Raw genomic sequence first — 20,630 nt, 5'->3', positions numbered from 1 at the left:
ATGAAGTTTGACGTTTCGAAACTAAAAGAACTTAATGAGCTCGACTTCGAGCAAATCGCTATTTGGCCAAACGAAGTACGTATTGTTGTTGCCGCTTTCGTGGCAATTGCCGTGGGTGCGCTAAGCTACTACATGCTTATAAGCCCAAAACTACCTATTAAAGATGCCGCAGAATTAAAGGAACAAGAACTTAAACTTCAGTTTGAGGCGAAATACCGTATCGCGGTAAATTTAGAAGCATACCAAGCGCAGCTGGCACAAATTAAAGAAGACTTCTCTTCCATGCTTAAAAGTTTGCCCACCAGCAATGAAACGCCAGGGTTGCTTGATGATATCACATACGTAGGAACGGCATCTGGACTCACGTTTGAGTTGCTTAACTGGCAACAAGAAGTTCCAAAAGAGTTCTACACCGAACTACCTATTGAAATGGAAGTGAGTGGCGGCTATCACAATTTTGGGGAGTTCGTTTCAAAGGTAGCTGATTTACCTCGTATTGTTACTCTTCACGATTTTGATATTAAGAGAGAGCAAAGCGGGCTTTCTTTGAAGCTTCAAGCTAAAACCTACCGTTCAGAAAACTCGTCAGATATTGAAGGAGATGAGCAATGATTCGCTTGTGTTCATCGCTTTTAGTGTTGCTGCTAATAACTGGCTGCTCACCTAAGCTTGACGACTTGAAGGCGTATACGCAAAGCGTTAAAGAACGGGCGCAGCCTCAAATTGAGCCATACCCAGAATTTAAAACGCATCCGCCCTTTAGCTATTCTGCAAGCGCGTTAAGAAGCCCTTTCGATCGTCCTAAAAATAACACTGCTCCAGTGGCAAAGGCACGAGTAGAAAACTGTTTACAGCCAAACTTCCAACGTCCTAAAGAAGCATTGGAGGCTTATGGCGTTGACGCGCTCGCGCTTACCGGCAACTTTTCGGTGAAAGAAGACAAATGGGCGCTATTAAAAAGCAACGATGGCGTTTTACATAAAGCGAAAGTTGGAAGTCGTATCGGCTTGTTTTATGGCAAAATTACGCAAATTGGCACCGATTCAATTACTATTGAACAACTATTACCGGACGGTGCCGGCTGCTGGCAAAGGAAAACAACAACAATGACTACAGCATCGAAGGCAGGAGAGTAAGCATGGCCGAACGATACATATTTAACAAATCTCTGAATCGTAGAGCGCCTAGGTGGTATTGGCTGGCCTTTGCTGTGGCTGCAATTTTTTCAGTTACTGTATTTGTATCGCCCGTTAAAGCACAAGAACCGCGTTTGGTTGACCCCGACGCAAAGCAAAAAGCGTCGGCGATAAGTACAACTGTGACCAAAATAGATTTTACTCAGTCGGCCAACGACACCGCTGTGACCTTAGTGAACTATGATGGACAGCCCCCAAAGGTACAACTTATTGAATCACAAGGTAAAGTAAGTCTCACACTACCCAATACCAAACTAGGCGAAGATCAGCTAGTAGAGTTAAACGTCGCTGACTTTGGCACAATGGTTTCAACCATAGAAACGTTTGAAGATAAAGACGGTGCCCGAATTGAAATTAATTATGCTGGCCCGGTGACCGTTCAGCACACTGTGAAAGATGGCCTTTTACGGATTGCGATCTCTCCAATGGACAGTGAGCAGCAAGAAGCCCTAGAGGCTGAGCAAAAATACACGGGCGACCCAATCTCTCTAGACTTCCAAGATGTGCCTGTAAGACAAGTTCTTCAAATTATTGCACAAGTTAACGGGTTCAATTTGGTCACCACCGATACGGTAACAGGTAACGTTACAATTAGCCTTTCTGGCGTGCCTTGGGATCAAGCACTAGATATGATTTTGCGCGTTAAAGGCTTAGATAAACGACTAGAAGGCAATATTCTTTTAATCGCCCCAGCAGAAGAATTGTCTGCCCGTGAAACTCAAGCTCTCCAATCAAAAAAGCAAGTATCAGACTTAGCGCCACTTCACACCGTAAATATTTCTGTTAATTATGCCAAGGCTGCTGCTCTTGCTACCATCTTAAAATCAACTGAGGGCGGCATTCTTTCAGAGCGAGGTGGGGTTACAGTAGACGAGCGAACGAATACGTTGCTTATACGCGATACCTTAGCGTCAATAGACGAAGCAAGAAAAACCATTAACGCGCTCGACATTCCGGTTAAGCAGGTGCTTATCGAAAGTCGCATGGTAACGGTATTAGACGACGTTGATGAACAGCTTGGCGTGCGCTGGGGCTTTAGCGACCGTCAAGATGACAATGGCGTCTCAGGCAGTTTAGAAGGTGCTGATACTATTGCCGGAGGTGTCGTACCAAGTATTAATAATCGCCTCAATGTTAACCTGCCTGTTTCTAGTGCTGCAGGAAGCATTGGTTTTCAAATTGCGAGCTTAGTCGACGGCACCATATTAGACCTAGAGCTTTCCGCCCTAGAGTCTGAGAACAAAGGGGAAATTATTGCCAGCCCGCGTATCACGGTTGCCAATCAGCACGAAGCCTATATTGAACAAGGTACAGAAATTCCCTACGTTCAAGCAACATCGAGCGGTGCTACCTCGGTAGAATTCAAAAAAGCGGTGTTGTCGCTTAAAGTAACGCCTCATATCACACCTGATAATCGCATAATTTTAGACTTGGTTGTGACACAAGATACTCGTGGTGAAACGGTATCAACGTCTACCGGTGACGCGGTAGCAATTGATACCCAAGAAATTAAAACTCAGGTGTTAGTAGAAAATGGCGAAACCATTGTACTAGGTGGCATTTTCCAGCAAACCAGTTCTGACGGTGTTTCGAAAGTGCCGCTGTTTGGTGACTTACCTTTGGTTGGTGCACTATTTAGAAACTCATCTGAGTTACAACAAAAACGAGAGTTACTTATCTTCGTTACACCTAAAATTGTGACTGAAAGACCGTAAAGACGAAAAACTTTTGTGAAAAAAGCGCATTTTCATGCGTTTTTTTTGTTTTCAGCCCTTTTTTGTAACTAAATTTACAGGTATACGCTATTTGTTGGTAACAAAACTTGCAACGCCTTACAGGAAACTGAGATAATCCTCGCCTCGAAATTTAAGCGAGGTTTAAGGAGTGGTGCTTATTGGACACTAAATAGGCACGAGTCAATGGGTAGGCTGGTAAGGCAACAGTGCACTGCCCCTAACATGATTAAGTTGTGATATAAGCAAATATGGCTGAAAAACGTAATATCTTTTTAGTTGGCCCAATGGGTGCTGGCAAAAGTACCATCGGTAGACATCTGGCAGACGAACTTCACCTAGACTTTTTTGATTCGGATCAGGAAATTGAGCGCCGTACAGGGGCTGACATTGCTTGGATCTTTGACCTTGAAGGTGAAGACGGTTTCCGTAAGCGCGAAGAAAACGTCATTAACGATTTGACAGATAAGCAAGGTATCGTACTTGCCACAGGCGGCGGCTCAATAGTGACTAAAGCTGTGCGCAATCGTTTATCTGCCCGTGGAATTGTTGTTTACCTACAAACGACAATTGATAAGCAAGTTGCCCGTACACAACGCGATAAACGTCGTCCTTTGCTGCAAAATGAAGATCCAGAACAAGTACTTCGCGATCTTGCAGAAATGCGCAACCCGCTTTATGAAGAAGTAGCTGACTACATTGTTGATACAGACGACCAAAGCGCACGTGCTGTAGCAAACCAAATTATCAGCAAAATTGGTTTATAAATTAAATATGTAATAGGAGGTGCTACGCCCATGTCAACCTTAACTGTGGAACTTGGAGAACGTAGCTATCCTATACAGATAGAGGCTGGGCTGCTTTCGCAACCCGGCCTTTTTAATGCCTATATCAAAGGTCCACTTGCCGTTATCGTTACTAACGAAACTGTCGCTCCCCTTTACCTCGAAGCTGCGAAAGCCGCATGCGGTGACGTTCAAGTTGAAACCATCATTTTGCCCGACGGTGAACAACACAAAAACCTAGCCCAATTCGAAGTGGTTATGACACGTCTTCTTGAACTTAATGCGGCAAGAGACACCACGCTTATCGCATTAGGCGGAGGGGTAATCGGCGACCTAACAGGATTTGTAGCTGCGACTTACCAACGAGGCATACCTTTCATTCAAGTACCCACCACGCTGCTTTCTCAAGTAGACTCTTCGGTTGGCGGCAAAACCGCTGTTAATCATCCGCTGGGTAAAAACATGATTGGCGCATTTTACCAACCTGTCTTTGTAGCCATTGATACCGATTCTCTTGCCACGTTACCGCCACGAGAATTCTCGGCGGGTATGGCAGAGGTGATTAAATACGGCATTATTTACGACGCACCGTTTTTTGCGTGGCTTGAGGATAATGTTGATGCGCTAAGCTCATTAGATACACAAATTCTTACCCAAGCTATCTTGCGCTGCTGTGAAATTAAAGCAGATGTGGTTGCAAAAGATGAAAGAGAAGGCGGCTTACGCGCTATTTTAAATCTTGGTCATACCTTTGGCCACGCCATTGAAGCAGAACAAGGTTATGGCAATTGGCTACATGGCGAGGCCGTGGCCGCTGGTACTATACTTGCTTGTAAAGCAGCAGAGGCGTTATCGTGGTTTGAAGCGTCAGAAACGCGTCGTGTATCAGCATTGTTTGAAGCGTTTTCGCTGCCTGTTAAGGGGCCTGAAAGCATGAAGAAAGGCGACTACGTTAAACACATGAAACGCGATAAAAAAGTAGAAGCGGGCAGTATTCGATTCGTGCTTCCACAAGGTATTGGCAAAGCGGTTGTTACCAAGGACGTCACCGACGAGATTCTTGCAGACATCCTCTCTTAGCTTTAGCCCTCGCGACACACAAGCAATGCACAGCTCCTTTTAATACCATGCATTGCTTGCCATACAATTAACAGCAACGGTGAATAAGGGCAAACTCCCATGCAAAGTGAACTGCATGAACGTTTGGAATATTTGGTCAATTACTCTTCTCAGCTGATTTTTGTCAGCGGTGAATCTATTGCTCAACAACAAAAAACCCTTGAAGCCTTTGTCTTTCAACAGCACGACGACACTGAAATTGCATATTTAACCGCGCAAGAGAATATGGAGCCGTCAGACTATCGCCGTCAGCTTTGCAGGCAGTTACTTGGGCAAGTAGTGGGTAGCTTTGTTCGACCGTTAAATGAATTACTTTCTGATTTAAATCGCCACGAAGGCCCTATTTTAATTGCGATAACCCAGGCCCATCATCTTCCTGACGCCCTACTTCAAGAACTTTGGAACCTAGTACTTCAGAGCCGCTTTGCAGGAAATAAGCAGCATTTGAACGTGCTTCTTTTTGCAAATAACGACTGGGCAGAGCGCGCTAAGCAGTGGCTTCCAGCAAAAAATACAGAGACCCCACTTATTATCAGTAGCCAATCGGTAATGAGCGAGCAGCCAAACTTCGAATCTGAACTTGATAAGATGATTGCTTCACGACGAGAGGCCTTTCAAGCACATCTAGAAAATCGCCAGCGAGAGAATACGCAAACCTTCACGAACCCATTAAAAACCAAGTGGTTTTATTTAGCGGTTGCATGCGTTTTTCTAACAACTTTCTCTGGCCTTATTTATTGGCAGTATGGCGACAAATTGGGGTCAATATTTGCGCCTATTGAGCAGCAATCAGATGAACCTGATAATAATCAGGTGGTGCCAGGCTCGGCCTATAAAACGCTTATCGGCCATGAAGAGACAGATAAAAGTGACAGTGCGTCTGGCGCTGAAAACACAGAGTTAGAAAGCGAAATCCTGTCGGCTTCGCCCGCGCCAAAGAATAACGAAGGCTCGCAAAGCTTTAATGCTAACCTACTTTCAGATACTAACAATAGTAGAAGCACAGACACGGTTGAAACTGACGGTGACTCGCTCGTTACCAATTGGGAAACTGCGGTTTCATCGCTTCCACAAGTACCGACACCTTCAGAGCAACAAGCTAACAGCCAACCATTAAGCAATGCTCAATCTGTTAACGAAGCTACTTCGCCGCTAAACAATAAAGACATTGACGGAACAGCGGCTTTAGAACAAACCAGGCTAAGCAACGACCTTACAACTTCAGATAAATCGCCAACGAACAACGCGCCCGCTGCGCAAGAAAGTTGGATTTCCGCAAACGACTATGCCATTCAAATGCTAGCAATGAAGAGTGAATCTGTACTAAATGCATTTCTAAACGAAAACAATTTAAGTGAAAAAACGCGAATTTATAAAACGATACGCTACGGCGGTGAGTGGTTTGTCGTTGTTCACAAAAGCTCTTACGCCTCTTTATCACAGGCACAACAAGCGCGCTCAGCTCTACCTGAGTATCCAGGAAAACAAAATGCGTTTATCAAACGCGGGGACCAGATACTTTCTGAAATGAGCAAAGCCCAAAATTAAGTCGTTTTGAAACTAAAAAACCCCCATATTTTTCGGTAAATTGGCAAAATTTGATTCTTGCGACACTTGTTGGTTGTCCGTTTTACTGATGAAAGTTACAATCTACCTTTAGCGTGGTGATATCTGATGCTGATCAGCATAAAAGTATAAAGACGACCCTTTCCCTTGGAACGGCGGCGCACGGAAAAACCACCGTCTTCATTCCGTCTAGGTAGTAACGTTTAAGCATGATGCAGAAAAAAAACCGGGCTTTTTTAAAATGGGCCGGTGGCAAATACAGCTTGGTTGAGCATATTCAGGCCAGATTACCGCAAGCCAATAAACTAATAGAACCGTTTGTTGGTGCAGGATCTGTTTTTTTGAATACGCAGTACAAACGCTACTTGCTAAATGACATCAATCCAGATCTCATTAACTTATACAATTTTCTAAAAGCCCAGCCCGATGCACTCATCAATGATGCTCGCTCTTTTTTCGAGTCAAAGTATAACGAAGAGAACATGTATTACGCGCTGCGAGAAGAATTTAACGCCACCCAAGACGAATATTATCGCGCCATTTTATTTCTTTATTTAAATCGACACGGATACAACGGGCTTTGTCGTTACAGCCTTCAAGGGCGATTCAACGTACCTTTCGGACGCTATAAAAAGCCCTACTTTCCAGAAGACGAGATGTTCGTATTCTCAGAAAAGTCGCAAAAAGCCACATTCACCTGTCTTCCTTTTGAGAAAGTATTTTCAAGAGCAAGGCGTGGTAACGTGATTTATTGTGACCCACCCTACGCGCCTATTAGCAAAACCGCGGCATTTACAAGCTATGCCGCGAGAAGTTTTGGACAAGAATCTCAAGAAAAACTTGCCGAGCTTGCTACCCGTGCGGCTAAGAAACGGGGTATACCTGTACTGGTGTCTAATCACGACTTACCGTTAACGCGAGCGCTATATCAGGGTGCCGACTTTAGCATGCTGTCAGTAAAGCGTTCTATCAGCCAAAACGGTGCAAAACGACAGCCAGTTGATGAAATTCTGGCATTTTTCCCACCCGCAAAGGTCGTTCCTAAGCGCAATACCCGTAAAAAAAAGCCGTCAACACGCTCTTCGTTATAGTCTCAGAAGCCTGCGTACCACTTTACGAATATAAACAGCGAAACAACAAATAGCGCGACTAAAGCTACGCCAATTACAGCGAAACTGATAAATGTGCCTTTGGTAAAGTCACGCTCATAGTTTTTATGGCTTTGAACGCCAAATAAGCTTGCGACTACACTCCCTAGAACTGACCAAAAACCAGTACCAGATTGCATAATGCCCCCTTATGCGTCGTTAGCGGGTGAAGTAAAATCTCGATTACCATCGTCGCTGTGCAGCAACTCAAGTAAATCTAAAAAGTGAAATTGGAATGAGGGAGATTTACCAGCAATCCACGATAACCAACTTACTTCCTCGACGCCATCTTGATAGCGGGCGCATTGATTTTGGATGTGACTCGCAGGTAGCTTGGGATTGAATTCAGTAACAGGTTGAAATTTACAAACAGACGAGTGCGAACTAGGCGTGCTGGTTACTGAAACGCCAACTAGCGCGACAGCTCCGCAGACTGCTAAAAAAGGAAGAACTTTCATCCTGAATACCCCTTACACTCGTTTAAAAATTAGTCTCATTATAATCAAAACCGAGTTGTGGACAAGCTAAAAATTAGTCGCCTAAAAAATGAAAAGCCTAACTGACTAACATTAGGCTTTTAGTTCTCAACGTTAAATCTAAAGGCCAATCCGCTGGCCTCACAAAGCGCTTACAGTTCGAAATCCATCGAGTAAGCAACAGTAAACTTCACTTCGTCATTGTCTAGTGCATCTTCACCAACGTCGTCCAAATCAGTGCCTGTTACTGCAAAGCTAAAGCCATCTTTAGCAATGGTTACGCCGTAATCTGCATAATTGTCCGTACCGTCACCAAAGTTAAACGCATCTACGAAGTCACCGTCGTGATAACCCACGTGGAACGATAGCTCGGTGCCGTTAAGAATTTCCGTGCTGTAATCTAACGATGTGTAAGAGGCTTTACCAAATCCAAAATCTTGGCCTTCACCTTCATCAGCTTCAGTGTGCGCTAAAAGATAAAGCGTAACGCTAAAGCCGCCCATACCTAATGAACCATAGATTTCAGCAAAATCGAAGTTCGCTTCAGCATCGTAGTTGTAGTATAGGTAACCGAAGTCGTATACAAAGCCGTCTGCTTCACCAGAAAAGCCAAAGTACATATCATGTTCGTAAGAATAAACATCGTCTGATGCATAACTTACGTTCGATGCCCATGTACCCGCGTAAAAGCCGCTTTCGTGCGCATAATCGATACCACCTTGTATCGCAGCTTCGTTAATGGTTTGCGTTAAACCACGCCAAATGTAGTTGCTTGTTCCGCTAGCATTAGCAGTGAATGTACCTTCTGCGTAACTTGGCATAGCACTTAACAGACACGCTGAAGAAATAGCAGCGGCAAGTATTGTTCTTTTTGTAGATGTTTTCATGTGTGTTCTCCAGTCAAATTCAATCTTGTTGTAATTCGTTTTTCTGTCTGTGTTTTTATTTTTGGACTGAATAACGCAAAGTTAATGCCCATTTATGGTTCATCAAAAAACTCCACCCTCAAAAAACTAACCAATTGAATAAAAAGCTATTTTTTATGATTAATTATTTGAGAGGCGAAATTAAGAAAGGGCTCCTTTACATAAAAACGCACCAACATAACGCGTACTCACCAAAATTGGGCAGCCATTTAAGCAAGCGTTTTATTGTTAGTTTCAGTGGAATGGGTGCTGATTGAGACTACGCATAGTAAAAAAGCAAGGATTTGGGTAAACTTTCGCAACCCTGAAACGTGAGTGGCAACGCACCCTGTTATTTTTTGACTTAAAGGACACGCAATGAAACCATTTCTAATTGCCCCATCAATACTTTCCGCCGACTTTGCTCGACTTGGTGAAGACACAGAAAAAGTATTAAAGGCAGGCGCCGATGTGGTGCATTTCGATGTGATGGATAATCACTATGTGCCGAACCTTACGTTTGGGCCAATGATCTGCGAAGCATTAAGAAACTTCGGAATTACCGCACCTATTGACGTGCACCTTATGGTTAAACCCGTTGATGACTTAATTGAGAAGTTCGCTAATGCAGGGGCCAGTTATATTAGCTTCCACCCAGAAGCCTCTGAGCATATCGACCGCTCTTTGCAGCTTATTATTGATGCCGGCTGTAAGCCTGGGTTGGTATTTAACCCGGCAACACCGCTCCATTATCTTGATCATGTCATGGACAAACTACACCACATTCTTATTATGTCGGTTAATCCTGGCTTTGGTGGCCAAAAGTTTATTCCAAGCACATTAGATAAAGTACGCGCAGTGAAACAACGCGTGCTTGAAAGTGGCTACGATATTCGAATTGAAATTGACGGTGGCGTAAAAGTAGATAACATTCGCGAAATAGCTGAGGCGGGTGCTGATATGTTTGTGGCGGGTTCGGCCATATTCTCTCAGTCCGATTACAGCGACGTCATTAAACAAATGCGAAATGAACTAGCGTCAATCTCTCAAGCTTAAATTTTCAAAGCATTTAATAAATAGTATTTAACGTATTACAGGTATAAAGAAATGAGTAATAAACCCGTTGTATTAAGTGGCTGTCAGCCTTCAGGACAACTTACCCTTGGTAACTACATGGGTGCACTTAAACAGTGGGTTTCCATGCAAGACGATCACGACTGTTTATATATGATTGTTGATTTGCATGCTATCACCGTTAGACAAGACCCTAAGCAGCTTGCTGAAGCTTGTTTAGACGGCCTTTCTCTTTACCTAGCTTGTGGTATTGACCCTCAAAAAAGTACGCTATTTTTACAATCGCACGTGCCAGAGCATGCACAGCTGTCATGGGTGCTAAATTGCTACGCCCAAATGGGCGAGTTAAATCGCATGACCCAGTTCAAAGACAAATCTGCGAAAAACGAAAACAACATCAACGTGGGTTTATACAGCTACCCTGTGCTTCAAGCGGCTGATATCTTGTTATATCAAGCCGACAAGGTTCCGGTAGGTGAAGATCAAAAGCAGCACTTAGAGCTTACGCGTGATATCGCAACGCGAGTAAATAACTTATACGGCGATGTATTCCGTCTACCCGACCCGTACATTCCAGATTTCGGCGCACGCATTATGAGCTTGCAAGAGCCTGAAAAGAAAATGTCTAAATCAGACAACAACCCGAACAACTTCATTGGCCTTCTAGAAGAGCCTAAGAAGCTGGCTAAGAAAATAAAGCGCGCGGTTACAGACTCTGACGAACAAGCCAACATTTACTTTAACCCAACAGAAAAGCCTGGCGTGTCTAACCTACTGACTCTGCTTTCTTTAGCTACGGGTAAATCGATTAAAGAGCTTGAGCCTGAATATACGGATAAGATGTACGGCCACCTTAAAGGCGATGTCGCTGATGCAGTGGTTGCGCTACTTGAACCCATTCAGGCTCGCTATGCAGAAATTAGAGCGGACAGAGCGTACTTAGACGATGTGATGCGCCAAGGTGCAGAGAAAGCGTCAGCCAGAGCGGCTGACACATTGGCTAAAGTGTATAAAGCCGTTGGCTTTATTCCAAAGCCTTAATTGTTTAACTTCCCACGCCATTGAAACCATGAAGGGTAAATTCAGCCCTTTATGGTTCAAACCTAAACAAACTAGAAATACCAAGGATTAGCGCTGCTGTGTTGCTGTTGATTGATAACTTCGATTCGTTCACTCATAACCTTGCTCGGTATTTCACAGAACTCGGTGCAAACGTTGAAGTAGTGAGAAATAACGCACTCACAATTGACGATATCTCGCGCCTAGCGCCATCCCAACTTGTTATCTCTCCTGGGCCATGCACACCTAATGAAGCTGGAATCAGCTTATCTGCAATTGCCCACTTTACAGGGAAAATTCCAATGCTAGGCGTGTGTTTAGGCCATCAAGCTATTGGCCAAGTCTTTGGTGCTGATGTGGTGGGCGCGCAAGAAATAAAACACGGTAAAGTATCGACGTTGAAGCATCACAATACCGGGCTATTTACCGGCCTTCCCGATACATTCAACGTTACGCGATATCACTCGCTGGTGCTAGACCCTGCGTCTCTGCCTTCTTCACTGAATGTCGATGCATGGTGTGAGACAGCACATGGAACCCAAGAAATCATGGCTATTTCGCATAGCCAGCACCCGATATGGGGAGTGCAGTATCATCCCGAGTCATTGCTCACTGAACATGGCCACAGTGTGCTTGAGGCCTTTCTTCAATTCAAAATGACTTAAGGAAATACGTTACGTGCCGATACGCATTCATAGTGTAAAGGTTTCGCCTAAAAGGCAGTATTACTCGCAATTCACTGATTTTTCGTTTAACTTTTCATAGCAACATTTGGTCAAATCACCAAATGAGAATTATGTTCGACTAACGCAAAATTTAATCAGTGGGCATTCCAAACGCGTAGCCTTTTCGACCGCTGACAGCCACGTCAATAATGGTAGTAATGAAAGTGATTAAGGCCTCTGATGTACGATAACATTGCCGTTCAACAAAAAGTAATGAGCAGGAGTGCTTTTAAAATGACAATGGGGGCAACCACACCGCCCACGATAGACGATCGCTTTGAAAACATGCTTGTTTCGCCCGAGCGAGTGCTCGAGATGCTAGGGAGGCGTCGAGTAGGTGAAGTGAGCTTTGAACAATCAGAGCAAGGTGATGCTCGCAGGCTGCTGCTTAACGTTGAAAAGGTTGCCATCGAGAATAAACGCTTACAAGAAAAGACCGAAGCCTCTTATCTTGAATCAGTGAGTCATAACCTTCATGAAATATTGCTTAGTGAACTCACTGAGCAGCTAAGTAACACTGAAGAACTTGCTAAAAATGTGCTCAACTTGCCCGAAAACATTGGTGAGCTGCTTGACGCACTGTCTGTAAAAGCGTGTTCAGTGTCTAAATTAGAGCCCATTGCCGCATCTATACCCTGGCTATACGATGAACTGATTGTAGTGGTGAACACGCCTCAATTTAGACGTAAAGACTCACGCGGGCGTATCATCGTGGTTGAAACACTTCGAACTGCCCTTAGCTTTTTAGGCATTGAGAATTTACGGACATTAATACCCTCGCTAATTTTAAAGCGTGCAATGCCGCAAATCACCGATCCTTACCCATTGATCAAGCAAAAGCTTAACCCATATGCGACGGGAGTAGCCATTACGGCCAAACGTCTTGCTGCATTTAGCGATGTAAACAAAAACCAAGCTTACACATTGGCAGTGCTCAGCAATTTAGGTCGCTGCGTAGTTACTCGGCTTTATTTCAAATTGTTCGACAAAATTCAACTGCACTTGTTACGAGAGTGTCAAAAAGACAAAGAGCAAAAACGCCATGAAGCCTTGTTAAGAACGGCTCCTTCCGCTAATCACCTTATTGCTTTGCAACAAGAGTTTGCCGACGCCGTTAGTGCAGACATTTTAGCGTGGATGCAGCTAAGCCGCCTGCCTATAGCTGAGCCTATGCGTGCGTGCGCTGACAAATTGCCAGCGCAGCCAAAAACGCTAGGCAAAATACTTCACCAAGCGCGAACGTACACCCAAATAAGAATGCTGCATCAGCTTAAACTCGTTGAAATGAAAGAAGTGAAGCCACTTTTTGTGGAGCAACGATATCCAGCAGGCTCTCTCGAAAAACTTAAAGCGATTGATATATTCACTCTCCCTTTAGTGAAAAACGACGACAATCGTTAAATATTTTATGGATATTCATGCATTAGTTATGCAGATTTTGCCTAAATGTGCACCCAAATCCTTAAAATCTTGCCTCTTCCCTATAAAATTGCCTGTTTGTGAACCTATTAAACGGGTAAATTATTTCATTTTTTAATCGTTTTTCTTTTTATTAAAAAGGCAATAAAACCACCACGTGGCCTTTTCCTAAGCACGCTGAGCGATTATTCCCAATTGATATAGCTCAGTAATTAATAGTTATTCACTTTTCCTGCAAATTAAGCCACAGTCCTTATAAATAAAGGGCTGCAGCCTGTTGCATAGAAGACAAATGTTAAAAAAAATGGCATACTGTAAAACAAATCCGATTAGTTTTTACGCGCCCAATTAACGCTTATCGAGCAAAGTGGTACTAAAATGTGCTCTAAATTTCGACAAGCAAAATCACACAGTGTGATTGGCGCCCAACGCAGAGGTAACAAAGATGAACGTAACTCGCGCTACATTTGATGATGTAATGGTTCCTAACTATAACCCGGCAGGTATGGTACCTGTTAGAGGTGAAGGTTCACGTGTATGGGATCAAGATGGAGCTGAGTACATCGACTTTGCAGGCGGTATTGCAGTAAACGTTTTAGGTCACTGCCACCCAGAACTCGTGAAAGCACTTAATGAGCAAGGCAGCAAGCTTTGGCACCTAAGTAACGTATTTACAAACGAGCCAGCACTTCGCCTAGCTAAGAAACTTAATGACGCAACATTTTCAGATAAAGTTTACTTTGCTAACTCTGGTGCAGAAGCTAACGAAGCGGCTTTGAAACTGGCTCGTCGCTGGGCACTTGATAAGCATGGTGAAGATAAAAACCAAATCATTGCATTTAACAAAGGTTTCCACGGTCGTACTTTCTTTACCGTTACAGTTGGCGGTCAAGCGGCTTACTCTGATGGCTTTGGTCCAAAGCCTGGCGCAGTTGATCACTGTGACTACAACGATCTTGCTGCCTTTGAAGCACTAATTTCTGACAAAACTTGTGCGGTAATGATGGAGCCTCTTCAAGGTGAAGGCGGTATCATTCCACCTGATGCAGATTTCGTGAAAGGCGTTCGTGAGCTATGCGACAAGCACAATGCGTTACTTATTTTTGACGAAGTTCAGTCTGGCGTTGGCCGTACTGGCCACCTATATGCGTACATGGGCCTTGGCGTTACACCTGACATCCTTACCACTGCTAAATCGCTTGGCGGTGGCTTCCCAATTGGTGCCATGTTAACTACTGCGGAAATTGCTGCACACCTTAAGCCAGGTACACACGGTAGTACTTACGGTGGTAACCCGCTAGCGTGTGCTGTTGCAGAAAAAGCGCTAGATATCGTAAATCAGCCAGAAGTGCTTGAAGGTGTGCTTAAGAAAGAAGCGCTTTTCCGTGAACTTCTAGGTGCAATTAACGAAAAGTACAACGTATTTGAAGAAGTACGTGGTCAAGGCATGCTATTAGGCTGTGCACTAAATGAAAAATACCAAGGCCGTGCACGTGACTTCATGATGGCAGCAACTAAAGAGCACCTAATGTGCTTAGTTGCGGGTATGAACGTAATTCGTTTTGCTCCTTCACTGGTAATTCCTGATGAAGACATCAAAGAAGGTCTTGCTCGTTTTGAACGCGCCGTTGCTGCCGTTGTAAACGCCGAATAATTACAACACGAGTAGCGAACATGAATATCATTCGCCCTATCACAAAGGCCGACTATAACGCGCTTAAAGAAATTGCTGTTGAATCGGGTATAGGCTTTACGTCTTTACCCGTCAACGACGAATTACTACAGCGTAAAATTGACCGTGCAGAAACTGCGTTTAACAAACCTAACGTAACCGAGCCCGGTGATGAGTCGTACTTGTTTGTAATGGAAGACACCACGACTGGACAGGTCGTGGGTACTACAGGTATTGAGGCTGCGGTAGGCATTGACGATGCGTTTTATCACTACCACCTGAGTAAAGTTGTACACGCCTCTCGCGAGCTAAACATTCATAACACAGTAGACATTCTAACGTTTTGTAATGACTACACAGGTGTCACTGAAATATGCACGCTATTTCTTCGTGAACAAGCTCGTGGCGGTATTAACGGACGTTTCTTATCGAAGGTTCGCTTTTTGTTCATGATGGAGCATCGCGAGCGCTTTTCTGAGACGGTGATTGCTGAAATGCGTGGTGTTAGTGATGAAGAAGGCAGTTCGCCGTTTTGGGAATGGTTAGAGACCCATTTCTTTTCAATGGATTTCCCCACGGCAGATTACTTAACCGGTATTGGCAATAAGGTGTTTATTGCCGAGCTTATGCCGAAATATCCTATTTACGTAAACTTGCTAAGCAAAGAAGCACAAGAAGTGATTGGTGAGGTGCACGAGAAAACGCGCCCTGCTCTACAGCTACTTGAAGAAGAAGGCTTTTCTTGCCGTGGTTACGTAGACATTTTCGATGCAGGCCCGACGGTTGAAGCAAACTTAGGTCACATCCGTACCGCTCAATCTAGCTTAAAACTTCCTGTTGTTATTGACGATAGTGCCGCTGCTCAAGGGCAAACGCATTATATTATTAATACATCAATATCAGACTTTCGTGCAGTAGCCACCGAGATGACGGTAAGCGAAGAGAAGCAAGTTGCTGTGCTATCTCGCCAAGCTGCTGCTGCATTGAATGTTAAAGAGGGTGAACACGTACGCTTTGCCCCTGTTGCATTCAGAGATTAAAATAAGGACACCCACTATGCTACATACACATTTTATCAACGGTGAATGGGTTGCCGGACAAGGTCACGACTTAACGTCAATCGACCCTGCAAAAAATGAAGTAATTTGGGAAGGTAAGTCTGCGACGACTTCTCAAATTGACAGTGCCATCAGCGCTGCGCGCACCGCACTTCCTGCGTGGAGCATGAAGACAGTTGAAGAGCGCCTAGAAATCATCAAGGTTTACGGCACGAAGCTTGAAGAAACCAAAGCTCATCTTGCTAAAGTTATGGCAAAAGAGACGGGTAAGCCAGAATGGGAAACGGCCACAGAAGTTGGCGCCATGATGGGGAAAATCGGTATTTCTGAAAAAGCGTATTTTGAGCGTACTGGCAATGTTGAAAACCCAATGCCTGTGGGTAAGGCGTTTATTCGCCATAAGCCACATGGCGTTGTAGCAGTATTTGGCCCATATAACTTCCCAGGTCATCTACCAAACGGTCACATTGTTCCTGCACTTATCGCAGGCAACACAGTAGTGTTCAAGCCAAGCGATTTAACACCTATGGTTGCACAAGAAATGGTGAAACTGTGGGAAGCAGCTGGCCTACCTGCTGGTGTACTTAACCTTGTACAAGGTGAAGTAGAAACAGGTAAAGCGCTAGCGTCACACAACGATATCGACGGCCTATTCTTTACTGGCAGCTCACGCACAGGAAAAATCTTGCACGAGCAGTTTGCTGGACACCCGGGCAAAATCTTGGCTCTTGAGATGGGCGGTAACAACCCTCTCATCGTGAAAGACGTGTCAGACGTTGATGCCGCAGTACACGACATCGTTCAGTCGGCTTTCATTACATCAGGCCAGCGCTGTACCTGTGCACGTCGTTTATTCTTGCCAGCCAACGCTCAAGGCGACGCCATTCTTAAGCGTCTAATTGAAGTGACCAAAAACATCAAAGTGGGCGAGTATGACGCTGAAGATCAGCCATTTATGGGCGCAATGATCTCAAGCAACGCGGCTGCACTTATGGTGAAAGCACAGCAGGAACTTGAAAACCTTGGCGGTAAAGTATTAGTTCGCCTTGAACAAAAAGACGAAACTAAAGGTTTTGCTACACCAGGTATTATTGATGTTACCGACATGCTGGCGTCACTGCCTGACGAAGAACACTTTGGCCCACTGCTTAAAGTGATTCGTTACACAGATTTTGATGCTGCTATTGCTGAGGCGAATAACACTAGCTTTGGTCTTTCGGCAGGCCTTATTGGCGATAGTGAAGAAGATTATCGCTACTTCTTCGCACGTATCCGCGCAGGCATTGTAAACTGGAATAGACCAATCACGGGTGCAAGCAGCGCAGCACCGTTTGGTGGTGTTGGTGATAGTGGTAACCACAGAGCAAGCGCGTTTTATGCCGCTGACTACTGTGCATACCCTGTTGCATCAGTTGAGCTTGAGAAAGTCACCATGCCGGGCAAATTAAGCCCTGGCTTGTCGATGTAACCCAAGCATTTCATTGCATAATAAAAGGGCCGGTACGCTTCATGTGTCGGCCAGTTTAGCTTTAACATCATACGAACTATTCACTTTAAAATAGTCAACGACAGAAAGGACCCTACCGCCATGCATAGCAACATTGATACGTTGTTTAGCAACATGTGGGACGATTACGTGACCATCACTCCCTCTGCGCACAAAATACACGCGCTTTTAGCAGGTGAAGAGAACACGAACGACATCGTGAACGACCATGTAGCTTTTAGAACTTTTGCTCTTGATAAAACTCGCCTAGACAAACTTGCTGCTCACTTCTTAGCACTGGGTTACGAAGCTAAAGGCGATTATGACTTTGAAGCGAAAAAGCTTACCGCAAAACACTTTGAACACCCTGACGACACCAAGCCTAAAGTGTTCATTAGCGAACTACGTGTTAATGAGCTTTCTGAGACAGCACAAACTATTATCAAGAAGCTTGTTGATCAAATGCCTGAATCTATCGTAGAGGCTGATAACTTCTTATACTCAGGAAAGCATTGGGATGTCACCAAAGCAGAATACGACACCCTGCTAAACGAGTCAGAGTACGCAGCGTGGATGGCTGCATGGGGCTTCCGTGCTAATCACTTTACTGTAAGTGTTAACCACTTAACGCGTACAAATGAGCTTACCGATGTAAACACTCTGCTTAAAGAAGCGGGTTTTGTACTTAACACCTCAGGCGGCGAGATTAAAGGCGGTCCAGACGTGTTCTTGGCGCAATCGTCAACGATGGCCGACCGCGCAGACGTGGCATTTAGCGACGAGACCGTAGCGATACCAAGCTGCTTCTACGAATTTGCGCAGCGTTACGAAATGCCAGATGGCAAACTGTATAAAGGCTTTGTTGCTGCATCGGCAGATAAAATCTTTGAAAGCACAAATGCGAAATAGCCAACTCGGTTATGTGTGAAAAAAGCCCAATATTGGGCTTTTTTTGTTTGTCTGACCCATCCAAATGTCATAAGCTAGAAGGTGCGATAGCTCGCTTAAACAACGCCTGAAAATCCCAGTCTATCGGCACGTTTCCCACGTATGACGAGCGATAAATTGATCGTAAGGCATAGGCTTGCCGAAGTAGAATCCTTGCATTAGTTTTATATCAGCTTGCTCCATAAAAGGTAGATAAGACTCTATCTCAACGCCCTCGGCCACCACATTTATTTGTAAGCTTTTCAACATACCAATTAAGCCAATAAACAAAGCATTGGCTTTACTGTCTTGATGAATGCCTTGAATTAGGCTTTTATCCACTTTTACCACTTCAAACTGAAAGCTACGCAAGTAACTCAGGGATGAAAATCCACTGCCAAAGTCATCTAACGACAATTTAAATCCCTTATCACGTAAGCTGTTTAAGGCTCTAAGTGCTGCTTTTTCATCGCGAATAAACACCGATTCGGTCAGCTCAAGCTCAATATACTCAGGAGAGACATTGTTAGCCGAACATATTGAAAAAGCTTGCTCTGGGAAATGTGGGTCAAGCATTTGATTTGCGCTGATGTTTACGGAAAGCGGTATAGAATCTCCCTGTTGAGACTCCATAATAGAAATGTAGTCACACGCTGCCTCTAAGGCTTGAAGACCTATAGCACAATCTAGCTTATGCTCTTCTGCAATAGGAATAAACACCGCGGGCGATACCACACCGTGTAAGCCAGAAATCCATCGGCATAACACTTCTCCGCCTTTCAGCTCTCCATGTAAATCATATTTGCCTTGAATATAGAAATCGAGAAGGTGGTTTTCTACCGTTCTGCGCAGATCGTTCACCATACTGACTTGCTGCGTCATGCTCTCGTAAAGACCTGGCTCATAGACGAATACCTGCCCTTTGCCCAACTCCTTAGCGCGATACATGGCTGCATCAGCACACTGCACTAAGCTTTCAATTTTTTTGCTGTGCTCGGGAAATTCAGCAATACCTATGCTTGCTGATAATCTCAACTCAGCAGACTTAACCCTAATAACGTCTTCTTCAATCGCATCAATAAGGTGTTTCGCTTTTTCGGTAACCTCGTCAATATTTTGGTTCGGCAGTACAGTAATAAATTCGTCGCCGCCCCACCTTCCAACGTCGCCAGTACGGCCAAACACTCCAGTAAGGAGTGCACCCACGCGCTGTAACTCGATATCTCCCCGTTCATGCCCTGCACTGTCATTCACAGCTTTAAACCCATCAAGATCGATAAAGACCAAAACAAAGCGTTTGTCTTGCTGTATATAAGTTGAGATGGCATCACGCAGTGCATTTCGATTAGAAAGCCCCGTTAACTCGTCTTGTAAGGCTAGCTGTCGAAGCTTTGCTTCACTGCGTTTCCGGTCGCTAATGTCCCGCATCGTGGCAATCAGGTATGGCGTTGTATTGTGGTGTGGTTCAAACAGCGCCACGGAGATATCGACCACCCTAATCTCTTCACGCCCATTTCTTATTTTCGACTCAAAACGAACTTGTTTGTCTAGTGACAACTGAGCCTTGTCTATTTTTTCTGCTATGAATAGTTCATTGAAATCCTGCCCAGTGCACTGCTCTTTTGATGAAGCCGCAATTAAGTGAATGAAAGCATCGTTACACTCTGTGATGATGAGGTCGGGTGATAGCACTAACATCGGCTCACGAGAGCTAGCAAAGGCAGAGGCCATTAAGTGGAAAGACTGCTCAGCCATGCGCTGTTGGGTAATGTCTTTTGTAGTCCCTACAATATGTAATGCTTCACCTGCTCTGCCGCGCTTTAGCACACGCCCGCGTAACCTTACCCACTGAAAGTCTTTTTCAAGCTTTAAGCGAAAGGAAAACTCTATTCGATCGCGATTACCATGAAGCGCCATACTCCAGTGAAATTGAAGGCCGTCTAAGTCATCTTCGTGCACGCGCTCTGCTAGCTGGAGTAATGTACCTGCCCATGTAGACACACATTTAGCGTGAAGGGAAAAAGAGCGAATTTCCATGATGTCACTGTGGGCTTCCCAACTCCAAAACGACTCTTGGGATGCCCATAGGGCCAGTTCTAATTCTTTTTGTGCAATTTGGCTTTTTTGCAAAGTCACAAACAAGTTTTGCGTTTTTTTCTGTAATAACGTTTCGGCTTGTTCTCTGGCGTTGCGTTCGCGCTTCAAGCGCCTTTCCAGCAATGCTTTTGGATCTTTACAGTGAGATTCACCGCGCGATGTTTTATCTGACATTGCGCTCACCA

At 44.5% G+C, this 20,630-nt stretch carries 19 protein-coding genes; 15 read left to right on the top strand and 4 right to left on the bottom strand.

Annotation, left to right across the window (positions count from 1 at the left end; all coding sequences use genetic code 11):
* The 7 genes from ACHUFN_RS13980 to ACHUFN_RS13950 all read left to right on the top strand — a co-directional run bounded on the left by ACHUFN_RS13980 (position 1) and on the right by ACHUFN_RS13950 (position 7,490).
* Positions 1–612 (top strand): type IV pilus inner membrane component PilO, encoded by a 612-nt coding sequence (locus ACHUFN_RS13980; RefSeq protein ID WP_394223041.1) that lies wholly within the window; start codon positions 1–3, stop codon positions 610–612.
* Complete coding sequence (locus ACHUFN_RS13975) at positions 609–1,136, top strand: pilus assembly protein PilP (protein WP_394223040.1); 528 nt, start codon at positions 609–611, stop codon at positions 1,134–1,136. The genes ACHUFN_RS13980 and ACHUFN_RS13975 overlap by 4 nt, the downstream gene beginning before the upstream one ends.
* Positions 1,137–1,138: 2 nt before the next feature.
* Positions 1,139–2,911, top strand: a complete 1,773-nt coding sequence (locus tag ACHUFN_RS13970; protein ID WP_394223039.1) for a type IV pilus secretin PilQ — start codon at positions 1,139–1,141, stop codon at positions 2,909–2,911.
* Between the two features lie 269 nt (positions 2,912–3,180).
* On the top strand, positions 3,181–3,696 hold the full coding sequence (gene aroK / locus ACHUFN_RS13965; RefSeq protein ID WP_014948032.1) for a shikimate kinase AroK: 516 nt from the start codon (positions 3,181–3,183) through the stop codon (positions 3,694–3,696).
* 30 nt (positions 3,697–3,726) lie between these two features.
* Entirely contained in the window at positions 3,727–4,794 is a 1,068-nt protein-coding gene (gene aroB, locus ACHUFN_RS13960) for a 3-dehydroquinate synthase (protein ID WP_394223038.1), read from the top strand.
* A gap of 99 nt (positions 4,795–4,893) precedes the next feature.
* The gene (locus tag ACHUFN_RS13955; protein ID WP_394223037.1) at positions 4,894–6,381 is read left to right on the top strand and encodes an SPOR domain-containing protein; all 1,488 of its coding nucleotides are present in this window, start codon (positions 4,894–4,896) and stop codon (positions 6,379–6,381) included.
* A 227-nt stretch (positions 6,382–6,608) separates the two neighbouring features.
* Positions 6,609–7,490 carry a Dam family site-specific DNA-(adenine-N6)-methyltransferase gene (locus tag ACHUFN_RS13950; protein WP_394223035.1) on the top strand — a complete coding sequence of 294 codons (882 nt, stop codon included), beginning with the start codon at positions 6,609–6,611 and terminating at the stop codon, positions 7,488–7,490.
* Between the two features lie 2 nt (positions 7,491–7,492).
* Here ACHUFN_RS13950 and ACHUFN_RS13945 read toward each other — a convergent pair whose 3' ends face one another.
* The 3 genes from ACHUFN_RS13945 to ACHUFN_RS13935 form a co-directional block, all read right to left on the bottom strand.
* Positions 7,493–7,687, bottom strand: coding sequence for a DUF2970 domain-containing protein (locus tag ACHUFN_RS13945; RefSeq protein ID WP_394223034.1), 195 nt, complete (start codon positions 7,685–7,687; stop codon positions 7,493–7,495).
* 9 nt (positions 7,688–7,696) lie between these two features.
* Positions 7,697–8,005, bottom strand: coding sequence for a hypothetical protein (locus tag ACHUFN_RS13940; protein WP_394223032.1), 309 nt, complete (start codon positions 8,003–8,005; stop codon positions 7,697–7,699).
* A 170-nt stretch (positions 8,006–8,175) separates the two neighbouring features.
* Positions 8,176–8,910 carry a TorF family putative porin gene (locus ACHUFN_RS13935; RefSeq protein WP_394223031.1) on the bottom strand — a complete coding sequence of 245 codons (735 nt, stop codon included), beginning with the start codon at positions 8,908–8,910 and terminating at the stop codon, positions 8,176–8,178.
* A 396-nt stretch (positions 8,911–9,306) separates the two neighbouring features.
* Here ACHUFN_RS13935 and rpe point away from each other — a divergent pair, with 396 nt between their 5' ends.
* The 8 genes from rpe to ACHUFN_RS13895 all read left to right on the top strand — a co-directional run bounded on the left by rpe (position 9,307) and on the right by ACHUFN_RS13895 (position 18,330).
* Complete coding sequence (gene rpe, locus ACHUFN_RS13930) at positions 9,307–9,984, top strand: ribulose-phosphate 3-epimerase (RefSeq protein WP_394223030.1); 678 nt, start codon at positions 9,307–9,309, stop codon at positions 9,982–9,984.
* A gap of 51 nt (positions 9,985–10,035) precedes the next feature.
* Positions 10,036–11,043, top strand: a complete 1,008-nt coding sequence (gene trpS / locus ACHUFN_RS13925) for a tryptophan--tRNA ligase (protein ID WP_394223028.1) — start codon at positions 10,036–10,038, stop codon at positions 11,041–11,043.
* A gap of 98 nt (positions 11,044–11,141) precedes the next feature.
* Entirely contained in the window at positions 11,142–11,726 is a 585-nt protein-coding gene (locus ACHUFN_RS13920; RefSeq protein ID WP_394223026.1) for an anthranilate synthase component II, read from the top strand.
* Between the two features lie 294 nt (positions 11,727–12,020).
* Entirely contained in the window at positions 12,021–13,187 is a 1,167-nt protein-coding gene (locus ACHUFN_RS13915) for an HDOD domain-containing protein (RefSeq protein ID WP_394223025.1), read from the top strand.
* Between the two features lie 463 nt (positions 13,188–13,650).
* Positions 13,651–14,859 carry an aspartate aminotransferase family protein gene (locus ACHUFN_RS13910; RefSeq protein ID WP_394223024.1) on the top strand — a complete coding sequence of 403 codons (1,209 nt, stop codon included), beginning with the start codon at positions 13,651–13,653 and terminating at the stop codon, positions 14,857–14,859.
* A 20-nt stretch (positions 14,860–14,879) separates the two neighbouring features.
* Positions 14,880–15,917, top strand: coding sequence for an arginine N-succinyltransferase (gene astA, locus ACHUFN_RS13905; RefSeq protein ID WP_394223022.1), 1,038 nt, complete (start codon positions 14,880–14,882; stop codon positions 15,915–15,917).
* A 16-nt stretch (positions 15,918–15,933) separates the two neighbouring features.
* Positions 15,934–17,403, top strand: coding sequence for a succinylglutamate-semialdehyde dehydrogenase (gene astD / locus ACHUFN_RS13900; RefSeq protein ID WP_394223020.1), 1,470 nt, complete (start codon positions 15,934–15,936; stop codon positions 17,401–17,403).
* Between the two features lie 120 nt (positions 17,404–17,523).
* Positions 17,524–18,330 carry a DUF1338 domain-containing protein gene (locus tag ACHUFN_RS13895; protein ID WP_394223019.1) on the top strand — a complete coding sequence of 269 codons (807 nt, stop codon included), beginning with the start codon at positions 17,524–17,526 and terminating at the stop codon, positions 18,328–18,330.
* 120 nt (positions 18,331–18,450) lie between these two features.
* Here the strand turns inward: ACHUFN_RS13895 and ACHUFN_RS13890 are convergent, their stop codons facing one another.
* Complete coding sequence (locus ACHUFN_RS13890; RefSeq protein WP_394223018.1) at positions 18,451–20,619, bottom strand: putative bifunctional diguanylate cyclase/phosphodiesterase; 2,169 nt, start codon at positions 20,617–20,619, stop codon at positions 18,451–18,453.
* Between the last annotated feature and the right edge of the window lie 11 nt (positions 20,620–20,630).

Source organism: Alteromonas gracilis (genome assembly GCF_043642145.1).
Taxonomy (GTDB): domain Bacteria; phylum Pseudomonadota; class Gammaproteobacteria; order Enterobacterales; family Alteromonadaceae; genus Alteromonas; species Alteromonas gracilis_B.
Note: the sequence above shows the minus strand (reverse complement) of the source record. Positions and strands in the feature narration are given on the sequence as shown.

Coding starts and splice junctions, on each gene's coding strand:
- ACHUFN_RS13945 (WP_394223034.1), bottom strand. CDS start 7,687: ATGCAATCTGGTACTGGTTTTTGGTCAGTTCTAGGGAGTGTAGTCGCA.
- rpe (WP_394223030.1), top strand. CDS start 9,307: ATGAAACCATTTCTAATTGCCCCATCAATACTTTCCGCCGACTTTGCT.
- aroK (WP_014948032.1), top strand. CDS start 3,181: ATGGCTGAAAAACGTAATATCTTTTTAGTTGGCCCAATGGGTGCTGGC.
- ACHUFN_RS13975 (WP_394223040.1), top strand. CDS start 609: ATGATTCGCTTGTGTTCATCGCTTTTAGTGTTGCTGCTAATAACTGGC.
- ACHUFN_RS13890 (WP_394223018.1), bottom strand. CDS start 20,619: ATGTCAGATAAAACATCGCGCGGTGAATCTCACTGTAAAGATCCAAAA.
- ACHUFN_RS13940 (WP_394223032.1), bottom strand. CDS start 8,005: ATGAAAGTTCTTCCTTTTTTAGCAGTCTGCGGAGCTGTCGCGCTAGTT.
- ACHUFN_RS13970 (WP_394223039.1), top strand. CDS start 1,139: ATGGCCGAACGATACATATTTAACAAATCTCTGAATCGTAGAGCGCCT.
- ACHUFN_RS13895 (WP_394223019.1), top strand. CDS start 17,524: ATGCATAGCAACATTGATACGTTGTTTAGCAACATGTGGGACGATTAC.
- ACHUFN_RS13935 (WP_394223031.1), bottom strand. CDS start 8,910: ATGAAAACATCTACAAAAAGAACAATACTTGCCGCTGCTATTTCTTCA.
- ACHUFN_RS13955 (WP_394223037.1), top strand. CDS start 4,894: ATGCAAAGTGAACTGCATGAACGTTTGGAATATTTGGTCAATTACTCT.
- trpS (WP_394223028.1), top strand. CDS start 10,036: ATGAGTAATAAACCCGTTGTATTAAGTGGCTGTCAGCCTTCAGGACAA.
- aroB (WP_394223038.1), top strand. CDS start 3,727: ATGTCAACCTTAACTGTGGAACTTGGAGAACGTAGCTATCCTATACAG.
- ACHUFN_RS13910 (WP_394223024.1), top strand. CDS start 13,651: ATGAACGTAACTCGCGCTACATTTGATGATGTAATGGTTCCTAACTAT.
- ACHUFN_RS13950 (WP_394223035.1), top strand. CDS start 6,609: ATGATGCAGAAAAAAAACCGGGCTTTTTTAAAATGGGCCGGTGGCAAA.
- ACHUFN_RS13980 (WP_394223041.1), top strand. CDS start 1: ATGAAGTTTGACGTTTCGAAACTAAAAGAACTTAATGAGCTCGACTTC.
- astA (WP_394223022.1), top strand. CDS start 14,880: ATGAATATCATTCGCCCTATCACAAAGGCCGACTATAACGCGCTTAAA.
- ACHUFN_RS13915 (WP_394223025.1), top strand. CDS start 12,021: ATGACAATGGGGGCAACCACACCGCCCACGATAGACGATCGCTTTGAA.
- astD (WP_394223020.1), top strand. CDS start 15,934: ATGCTACATACACATTTTATCAACGGTGAATGGGTTGCCGGACAAGGT.